Origin of the sequence: Acinetobacter sp. 12966, from assembly GCF_031196995.1 — a bacterium.
Lineage (GTDB): Bacteria > Pseudomonadota > Gammaproteobacteria > Pseudomonadales > Moraxellaceae > Acinetobacter > Acinetobacter geminorum.
On sequence record NZ_JAVIMC010000135.1, the window covers coordinates 119284 to 128539 of the forward strand.

Annotated in this window: 8 protein-coding genes and 1 pseudogene; 2 read left to right on the plus strand and 7 right to left on the minus strand. The window is 35.2% G+C overall.

What is annotated here, in order from left to right; all coding sequences use genetic code 11:
* Window positions 1-29 precede the first annotated feature (29 nt).
* Both RFW85_RS18750 and RFW85_RS18755 read right to left on the minus strand, forming a co-directional pair.
* The gene (locus RFW85_RS18750) at window positions 30-1139 is read right to left on the minus strand and encodes an S-(hydroxymethyl)glutathione dehydrogenase/class III alcohol dehydrogenase (RefSeq protein WP_004792384.1); all 1110 of its coding nucleotides are present in this window, start codon (window positions 1137-1139) and stop codon (window positions 30-32) included.
* A gap of 229 nt (window positions 1140-1368) precedes the next feature.
* A complete protein-coding gene (locus RFW85_RS18755; RefSeq protein WP_216076547.1) occupies window positions 1369-3240 on the minus strand; it encodes a phage capsid protein in 1872 nt (623 codons plus the stop codon).
* A 180-nt stretch (window positions 3241-3420) separates the two neighbouring features.
* On the opposite strand from RFW85_RS18755, the gene RFW85_RS18760 reads away from it, so the two are divergent.
* Entirely contained in the window at window positions 3421-4578 is a 1158-nt protein-coding gene (locus RFW85_RS18760; RefSeq protein ID WP_170248582.1) for a catalase family protein, read from the plus strand.
* 85 nt (window positions 4579-4663) lie between these two features.
* On the opposite strand, the pseudogene RFW85_RS18765 reads toward RFW85_RS18760, so the two are convergent.
* From RFW85_RS18765 to RFW85_RS18775, 3 genes and pseudogenes are all read right to left on the minus strand, one after another.
* Window positions 4664-4894 (minus strand): annotated as a pseudogene (locus RFW85_RS18765) (hypothetical protein); the annotation flags it as partial.
* An 89-nt stretch (window positions 4895-4983) separates the two neighbouring features.
* Entirely contained in the window at window positions 4984-5439 is a 456-nt protein-coding gene (locus tag RFW85_RS18770) for a hypothetical protein (RefSeq protein WP_170248581.1), read from the minus strand.
* A gap of 193 nt (window positions 5440-5632) precedes the next feature.
* Window positions 5633-6067 carry a GFA family protein gene (locus tag RFW85_RS18775; RefSeq protein ID WP_170248580.1) on the minus strand — a complete coding sequence of 145 codons (435 nt, stop codon included), beginning with the start codon at window positions 6065-6067 and terminating at the stop codon, window positions 5633-5635.
* 225 nt (window positions 6068-6292) lie between these two features.
* Here RFW85_RS18775 and RFW85_RS18780 point away from each other — a divergent pair, with 225 nt between their 5' ends.
* Complete coding sequence (locus RFW85_RS18780; protein WP_309171781.1) at window positions 6293-7858, plus strand: phospholipase D family protein; 1566 nt, start codon at window positions 6293-6295, stop codon at window positions 7856-7858.
* Between the two features lie 17 nt (window positions 7859-7875).
* On the opposite strand, the gene RFW85_RS18785 is transcribed toward RFW85_RS18780, so the two are convergent.
* Both RFW85_RS18785 and RFW85_RS18790 read right to left on the minus strand, forming a co-directional pair.
* A complete protein-coding gene (locus RFW85_RS18785; protein WP_170248578.1) occupies window positions 7876-8463 on the minus strand; it encodes a uracil-DNA glycosylase family protein in 588 nt (195 codons plus the stop codon).
* Between the two features lie 201 nt (window positions 8464-8664).
* Window positions 8665-8889 carry a hypothetical protein gene (locus RFW85_RS18790; protein WP_170248577.1) on the minus strand — a complete coding sequence of 75 codons (225 nt, stop codon included), beginning with the start codon at window positions 8887-8889 and terminating at the stop codon, window positions 8665-8667.
* Window positions 8890-9256: the final 367 nt, after the last annotated feature.

Here is a 9256-nt window from a genome sequence, read left to right on the forward strand (position 1 = left end):
GGGCTGAATCACAGCCCTTTTTATTTTATTTAGAAATGAATGACAGTACGAATTGATTTACCTTCATGCATTAAATCAAAAGCGGTATTAATGTCTTGTAAAGGCATAGTGTGCGTTACAAAAGGCTCAAGTTGAATCTCACCTTTCATGGCATCTTCAACCATTTTAGGAAGTTGTGAACGGCCTTTTACACCACCAAATGCTGTTCCTAGCCATTTACGGCCAGTAACCAACTGGAATGGGCGTGTCGAGATTTCTTGACCGGCACCAGCTACACCAATAATAACAGATTGCCCCCAACCACGATGTGCGCACTCTAGAGCCGAGCGCATAACATTGACGTTACCAATACATTCAAATGAATGATCAACGCCCCAGCCTGTCATTTCTACAATCACTTGCTGAATTGGTTGGTCATAATCTTTTGGATTTAAGAAATCTGTAGCGCCAAACTGTTTAGCTAGTTCAAATTTATCTGGGTTTGTATCTACGACAATAATACGCCCTGCTTTCGCTTGACGTGCACCTTGTACAACAGCCAAACCAATACCGCCTAGGCCAAATACAGCAACAGAATCACCTTCTTGTACTTTAGCTGTGTTATGTACGGCACCAATACCTGTAGTTACGCCACAACCTAGTAAGCAAACTTGTTCGTGATTCGCTTCAGGATTGATTTTAGCTAAAGATACTTCAGCAACTACCGTATATTCACTAAAGGTTGAACACCCCATGTAGTGATAAATCGGTTCGCCATTATATGAAAAACGTGTGGTGCCATCTGGCATTACACCTTTACCTTGAGTAGCACGTACCGCAACACATAAGTTAGTTTTACCTGATTTACAGAATAAGCATTCTTTACATTCGGCTGTATAAAGCGGAATTACGTGATCACCCGGTTGAACGCTTGTTACGCCCTCACCCACTTCAACCACAACACCTGCGCCTTCATGACCTAAGATGGCAGGAAAAACACCTTCTGGGTCATCGCCAGATAATGTAAAAGCATCTGTATGACATACGCCTGTATGGGTAATTTTTATTAAAACTTCACCAGCTTGAGGTGGTGCAACATCAACTTCAACAATTTCTAAAGGTTTTCCTGGGGCAAAGGCGACAGCTGCACGAGATTTCATCTTTGGGTTTCCTTTAAATCATTCGGTATTTATAGTCGAGCAAAATAGATTATGTAACGCTAATACAAGAGTTTAATTTTGCTTAAATTAAAATTGGCTTTCATGACAATCCATCACAGCATAGCCAGTCAGGTACGTCTAAGCAAGCCTATGTTTCAAAAAGAAGAAAACCTCTTACTTGAAGAGGTTTTCTATCAAATCACTTATCTTATAAATGGTTTGTGTTTACTTATAGGTAAATATCTGGTGGATATGGTGTGTTATCACTAATTGGCGAATAAAGCGTATTTTCAACAAAGAAGCCATTTGGGGCTTGAGTGGTATCGATCGTAATCGAATCAAACATAACTTGTGGATAGGCCCAGATAAATTGCTTCATCAACCCAAGAGAAACATTATTTTTCATGTCACCAAAAATTCGTTGCCAGATCGGTGTTCGATATGGCTTGGTTTTATCAAAACCATAAATATAGGCAATAGAGGCATCGGGAACAAAACCAGATAAATAAATGACTTTATTGGCAGGATAGCCTAGCCCTTGTATAGGAATTTGGGAAACTGCCTGATGTGCCAAGTCTAAGCGAGCTTCTAGCAACCAGTCATAAGCTTCTGTCATCATGTAATCAAAATTAGGATATAAGTAGTGCTGGGTTGGATAGTTAATATAAGTAGCTAATGTCTGAATTGGAGATTGAATGGAAGGAAAGAAAATAAGAGGACTAACTTTAGCACTAGAATATTTTGCTTTGATCACGGTACGAATATTTTGACAGGTTTGTCCTAACTTATTTCTAAGCCATGTTTTAAACTCATCATATGGCGTTCCTGTTTTATTCATTGCTTCATAAATTGTACCCAAATCTGGTGCATATAAACCTGTATCTGCATTAAAAGCCAATTTTGTTGGGTAGTCATACACACAAGGTAGATTGGTGTCAGTGTTATACCACCACCAAGGTTCACCAATTTGCATGTTTACATCACATCCCCCTACGACCATTGCATCTGCAAACTCAATAAAGACTTTATGTAGATATGCCAAAGCATTTTGATGACTTAAACTAAAAAAATAGCTCGGTGGTTGATAGCCTGTTTTACCTAAATTACTGTTCCAGTCACGCTGTGCCCAATATTCATTAGCTCCCAAGGAATACATTTCAAAGCTGACCCCAAAGATAGGTTGCATACTGGCATTATGCAAAGCTTGGGCATATTTTTCATGCCATTTACGAGTACATGAATTAACAACCGTCTCGCCTGTCACCAATGTATCTGGTATTTGCCATTTATTAATATCGCTTTTCCACGTCATTTCAGGATAGTGCGACATTCCACAATAGTGATTGACCAAATCTTTATATCCCAAAGTCACCATATTGTTGACTAAGCGCTGAGGATTTAAATCATAGTGGTCATCATAGCTTGTACAGATGCCATAATTATGCTGTGGTACTACAACTTGGCTTAGATTTAACTTGGCATTTGCCCCTGTTACAACTGAATTGGTAATACGAATATAGCCATCTTCTGCTTGACTGAGAGGCAATGATGAGTGTGCGTTATAGCTGCTTGTAAAAGCTGAAAATGAAATTCGCTGAATATTGGTAACTGGAAAGCTATCTGTAGCAGAGAAGCCTGCTTTTACTGTATCCCAGTTAATATGAATATGTGCCGTTCGTGATGAAGGATTATTTGCGTAATTAAATAGAACAATATATGCAATTTTATCTACGCCATTGTCGTTATAGTAAACCGTTAAAGTTGGGGTTAGTGCCCCATTATTTAAAACAGGCATAGAGGGAGACAGTTCAATATCAAAGTCCCATACCATACCTGTATAGCTATACTTGGTTTCATACGCTAAAAATTTATGATCTTTAGAATCATAAGAATCCCAAGTAATTCCTGCCAAATCCGTTGTCATGCGTGATCTAAAAGATGCTTCAAATCCATTTCCATAATTGGTAATAGCAAAAGACATTGTTTGTGGACCGTCTATTCTCCAATAAATAGGACTAAACCGATCAATAAGTGTATTTTGAGTGATTGGATGAAGTGATGTGTTAGTATTATTTTGCACATTTTGTCGATTAGTTATCATGACGTCATTCTCTTAATGTATTAAGAGGTTTTATATTAAATAATAATTTTTATTTTATTGTTCAGATAAGTAACAATGACATTTAAATTATTTACAGTTTATTTTTTATAAAGGCCAAAATAAATTTACACAGGATACTTAATATTATTCTAAAATATTTTTGTACTAAGGAGATAATAAATGGAAAATTTCATGCAGCCTATAAATTTTAAGGGTTTGTTTTTATTTACTCCTCTTGCATTTGTATTATCAGGTTGTAGTGAAACTTTATATTCCCAAACAACGCCACTGGTAAAGAATTCTTCAGAAAGTATCTCTTATACGCAGATCGACCCAGCATTAGGAGAAAAATTACAGCCTAATGAAGAAGCAATAGCCCATAACATATCTCAAGTTATTGAAAAGTCAATTCGTGAACAATATACGGCTGGAAATGCTTTGCGTGACGCTCACCCTAAAGCACATGGGTGCGTTCGTGCTGAATTTCATGTTTTAAAAAATATGCCAGCTCAGTTTGCTAAAGGAATGTTTATTCCAGATCAAAATTATCAAGCATGGATTCGCTTTTCAAATGCTTCTAATGACGCCTCTAGTGCCGACATAGACAAAGATGCACGCGGAATAGCAATAAAAATTTTAGGTGTATCAGGACAGAAAATTTTAGAAAGTGAAAAACAAGCAACCACGCAAGATTTTATTATGATTAATCATCCGGTCTTTTTTGCGAATGATGCTAAACGATATCTTTCTTTTATGAATGATGTGAATAGCCATAATATGATCAGAAAATTTCATATTCCATTTGCATTAGGTATTAAAGGAACTGTGAATGCACTCGGAGCACGTAATTCACAAATCGCAAACCCACTCTATGCGCGTTACTGGTCTATGGTTCCCTATCAGTTAGGGCTAGGTAATGACCGAAAAGCGGTTAAATATTCAGTTCGTGCTTGTTCAATGCAGCCAAATAATCTACCTAAAAATCCTAGTCATGATTTCTTAAGAGAAGCTTTAAAGAATACTTTGCAAAATACCGATGCCTGTATGGAGTTTCTTATTCAGCCACGTATTTCAAGTCAAATGTTGGTAGAAGATGCAATGACAGAATGGGATGAAAATAAAGCTCCTTTTTATCAAGTGGCGACTATTCACATACCAAAGCAAGACTTTGATACACCAGAACAAAACAACTTCTGCGAAAATTTATCTTTTACACCGTGGCATGCTTTACCTGAGCATAAGCCATTAGGCGCAGTAAATAGAATGCGTAAAGTCATTTATGAAAATATAAGCAGAGTTCGGCATGATATGAATTCAGCCACTAGACAAGAACCTTAGATGCTTTATCTATTACGATTTGGTGATTGAAAATAAGTTTAAATATGATTGTTCTCAAATACTTTTGCCTGAGCATAAGCTTTCTTTAATGAATACCTTTGCTTGTATCTATAGTGATGCGATCAATAAAGTCTGCCAGCCATAAGATAAAATCATCTTCGCTTTTATGCTTCGGAATCAAGCTCATATCTAATCTAATAGGTAGTTTATTTTTTATACTAACAATAGAACCTTCGAAGTTGACAAAGTTATATAAAAACTTTAGCTCAGTACCTGCAATAGCTTTTTTGATTTCCATAAGGAGGTTATTTAAGTTTTAAAAAAAACCGCCCCAGTAGGCGGATGCTGAATTTACAGCGAGATATAGAAGTGTAGTGGATGATCACTTCTATATTTTTTATATACTTACTTTTCTTCTTTTATAATTTTAGTAAAAGCATCTGACTTGAAATAATTAATGATCATCTCTCCATCATCCCCTGTAGAAGATGATACTTTGAGGGGTTCTTCATAAGTAAACTTAAAATCTGGAGGAATAAATTTTGAGATTGGGGGAAGTTTCACCTCACCTCCTGTTGTGATTCTTTCAATAAAACCCGCAAGCCAAAGAATATATTCATCTTTATTTTTATATTTTGGCATCAGGCTCATGTCTAACTTTATGGCACATTCCTCTAATGGTTTGGTTAAGCATTCTTCAAAATCTATAAAATTATATTTAAGTTCAAACTTGGTTCCTTTAATTTCGTTACGGATTGCACCAACTAAATGATTTAAGTTCTCTGCTGAGCTTTCTGAAAATAAATTTTTGTCCTCAATTTTTTTATACACATTCTCAGCGATGATTAAATATTGTGGCATCTCTATTTTCTCCCTTTTATCGTTAAACTACTCACTCAGCCTATTAAGGAAGTATGATAGATATCATGTTTGCTAATGTAATTGTTGTAGTGCCAATTGTAATTAATGTGTTTTTGTGAAAGCTGCAAGCATAACCACCCGAAAAAAATCAAAATAATGCAAACTAAGTCTCATTTTGTAGATGAAAACTACATTAACCAAAAAATATTTTTAGTTCATCCAAAGTTGGAAGTTGATTATAAGATTCATTAGCCGCAATTGTATTGGCCCAATTTGACTTTGAAACAATGCAAAAGTTAAGTTTTTTTAATACGGTAAGCTCTTGATCTAAAAGACCTAAAGGGATCCACATAAACTGAGTGTTACCTACTAAGTTAGGCACTGGTGATCCACATTGGCTGCAAAATGAAGATGTGAAGCCTGTTTCTTTTTTATAAGTGCGGACAAGTTCTAAACCTGACAACCACTCAAATTTATCTTTGCTTACTAATGTTGCTGCATTTGCCCCGGTTCCGGTTTGTTTACGGCAAAGACTACAGTGGCAGTGATAGACTGTGTTTATTTTATTAGTAATTGAAAATTTAACTTCATTGCATAGACAAGAACCCACGTGACTCATCTCAAGCATCCTTAGAAAAATAATATTAAATATAGCATTAGGTTTAAAATGGTTAAATTTAACTTTATATTTTTAAATGGATATGTTTTCTTAGAACCTCCTATAAATATTATGGAATTGCTAGCGTTGAGGCTCGGCTGATAGTATTTGTAGAGTTTAATATAAATTTTGACATATAAATTGAATATAAAAATGCTGTGATGTGTTTATCTTGGATGCGACTTCAAAGCTTACATGATTAATCAACTATATCAGCATTACAGTAGTATGGCATTAGATGCTTGGGGCTTTAAAAATACACCATCGTATAAAGGTACATACGACCCTGATGAGAATGATACAGTGACGAATAGCTTTAATTGGTTAAATGATGAGCAAGCTACAAAAAAAACAGAACAAGGACTGACTGCTTTTGTGGCATTAGATGATGCCTTTATCAGTATAGCTTCTCGTATGTATCTCATTAGAAATGCAAAAGAAAAAATCGATTTACAATATTATATTTGGACAAATGATTTTGTTGGAAACTTAATGCTGCACGAGTTACTAACGGCGGCAGATCGTGGTGTAAAAGTTCGGTTACTCATTGACGATCAGAATGGAGTAAAACTTGATGGTGTTCTAAGAAGCCTTCTACACCATCCTAACTTTGAAATTCGATTATTCAATCCCTACAAGTTTAGATATTTAAGAATTTTAGACTATATTTTCCGGTTCAAGAAAGTGAACCATCGCATGCATAATAAATTAATTATTGCAGATGGTGTGATTGCCGTAACGGGTGGTCGAAATATTAGTAGTGAATATTTTGACGCAAGTAGTAAGTTTCAGTTTACAGATTTAGATATTTTATTTTATGGACATACTGTACAACATGCACAGTCCGTCTTTAATGATTTTTGGCAAAGTGATTTAAGCCAAAATGCTACTGAGCTAGTGGGTACATGTGCCATACATCACTTACAATCATTACGGCAGCACTACCATGATTTAATTCATGAAAGTGAAAATCATACTCAAACCGAAGATAAGCTTTACGATGCTCAAAGCTATTTAAAAGAACTTTTAGAGCACTATCCAATCCAGTGGTCAAAAGCGTACTTTGTTGCAGATTCGCCTAAAAAAATATTAGGGCTAGCCTCCAAAGAAGAGATGCTCTATGGCCAAGTCATGAAGATTATGGGGGAACCAAAGCAGCATATCGAATTGGCTTCAGCTTATTTTGTTCCTACACAACAAGGCACTTACTACTTAAAACAACTCAAGGTACAAGGTGTTAAAGTCAGAGTTTTAACCAATTCTTTTGCTGCAAATGACGTGGCAATTGTGCATGCTTTTTATAGTCAATATCGAGTTGAAATGCTTAAAAGCGGAGTGGAACTATTTGAGTTTAAGCCATTTTTAGAACGCAGACGCAGAACATGGTATGAAGTGGTGACTGGAAGTGTAATCCCTGCAAAAGGTAAAAATAAATCGAGCTTGCATGCCAAATTTTTTGATGTAGACGGAAAAGTGTTTATTGGTTCGTTTAACTTCGATCCACGTTCAACTTACTTAAATACTGAGGTCGGTCTTGTTATTGAGTCGAGTCAATTACAAGCTCAAATTTCAGTCATGCTTGATCAACATTTACCTCAAGTCGCCTATCAACTTAAGTTAAATAGTGAAGGCCAAATTGTTTGGTTAGACTATCAATCTAATGGAAAAGTGGTTGAATACGAAAAAGACCCAGATACGAGTCTTTTCCAACGTACCATGATTAAGGCAGTTTCATATTTGCCGGTTGAATGGATGATGTGAGAGTAATTTGGTTTTATTTATAGAATACCAATCTCTTTAAAGAATTTTTGATAAGCCTCTGCTTTCTTTTCTAGCGCTAATGGATAGGCTCTAGAAGAAGATGGTAGACGGTATAAATCAATATTTCGTTCAGCAAAGTAAGTAGACGTAGAAGTTCCTATAAGAGGTTTTTCGGTGTGTTCTGGTAAAACTGAAATTAAAGTGTCAGTCGCTTTATCGCCAGTGGTCATAATGGTCTGACAAAGTGGTATCTGCTGTAGCAAAGTAGCAAGATCTGTCGGTGTTACTATTTCAAGAAATTTATCTGCGGCATTCCCCTTCAATCGCTTAATTTGATAAGCCGTGTCAAAGATTGCAATACCAGTTTCAATTAAGAAGCTTCGAATACGTTCTTCATTAAAATTTTTTTGGTTTTCGCTTAAAAAATAGTTTTTATCTTGGAAAAAGATCAAACCAAAAATACGCCACATGTCATTTTGGAAATTTGGATAGAAAAAATCCATCTTCCATTTATTACGCGGTGGTGGAAAACTACCCAACATTAATAAACGGGCATTTGGGGGTAAAAATGGTTCAAGTGGATGAGTTTCTATCTCAATTAACATAAAAAATCAGTACATAGTTAAAAACTTCATAAATAAATTAACCTATTCGAAGACTAATCACGAGTTAAGAAATGCAATTTCTCTCAATTAAATCATGTATGTCAGAAAATTAGCTTTCAGTTAATGCATTGAAGCGAAATATATCTATATTTCGCCTCCATCACTTAGATATATAAAAGCTTACTTGCTGGCTACGAACCATTAGGAATTAAGGACTTTAAAGACTTTGCCTGTTCTTGGATGAGCAAAGCTATTATCCTGATCTAAATTAATGACCTTATCTGAAATCACAATTTTAGAAAGTGGTAACCAATTCTGCTCTACTGCAGCATCAACAAAGTTTTTTTCATAAATTTGTTCAACAACGATTTCCATACCACACATACTTTTAGCATTCACTTCTTTTAAAATATGGCGTTTTGACATATTAGTCTCCTTTTTTATTATTCGTATCGATAATAATAAAGGCTCGACTGATACATTATGTAAATTTTAACAATCAAAGTGTTTTTTTTGTTTTAATCATACTTTTGTAATAATTAAATGAATAGTTGAGTGATTATTTAATTTAAATATTATCTCTAAGCTAATTTAATTCAAAATAATTATGGCTTTTATTCTTAATAAAAGTAAAAGGGTTCATGGCCTGAACCCTAATTTTATTTAGATCTAAACGTGTACTGCATTATCAAGTGAACCATCATCTTTGTCTTTAGCAGAGTCTTTACTAATCACTGAATCAGTATCGTTATCTCTGTTAAAACTCTTAATGTTCGTAAGCGTCCGCTGAATC

What these genes read in the sequence shown, in the direction of transcription:
- RFW85_RS18760 (WP_170248582.1), top strand. Translation starts at nt 3,421, where the DNA reads ATGGAAAATTTCATGCAGCCTATAAATTTTAAGGGTTTGTTTTTATTT.
- RFW85_RS18755 (WP_216076547.1), bottom strand. Translation starts at nt 3,240, where the DNA reads ATGATAACTAATCGACAAAATGTGCAAAATAATACTAACACATCACTT.
- RFW85_RS18775 (WP_170248580.1), bottom strand. Translation starts at nt 6,067, where the DNA reads ATGCTTGAGATGAGTCACGTGGGTTCTTGTCTATGCAATGAAGTTAAA.
- RFW85_RS18750 (WP_004792384.1), bottom strand. Translation starts at nt 1,139, where the DNA reads ATGAAATCTCGTGCAGCTGTCGCCTTTGCCCCAGGAAAACCTTTAGAA.
- RFW85_RS18785 (WP_170248578.1), bottom strand. Translation starts at nt 8,463, where the DNA reads ATGTTAATTGAGATAGAAACTCATCCACTTGAACCATTTTTACCCCCA.
- RFW85_RS18790 (WP_170248577.1), bottom strand. Translation starts at nt 8,889, where the DNA reads ATGTCAAAACGCCATATTTTAAAAGAAGTGAATGCTAAAAGTATGTGT.
- RFW85_RS18780 (WP_309171781.1), top strand. Translation starts at nt 6,293, where the DNA reads ATGATTAATCAACTATATCAGCATTACAGTAGTATGGCATTAGATGCT.
- RFW85_RS18770 (WP_170248581.1), bottom strand. Translation starts at nt 5,439, where the DNA reads ATGCCACAATATTTAATCATCGCTGAGAATGTGTATAAAAAAATTGAG.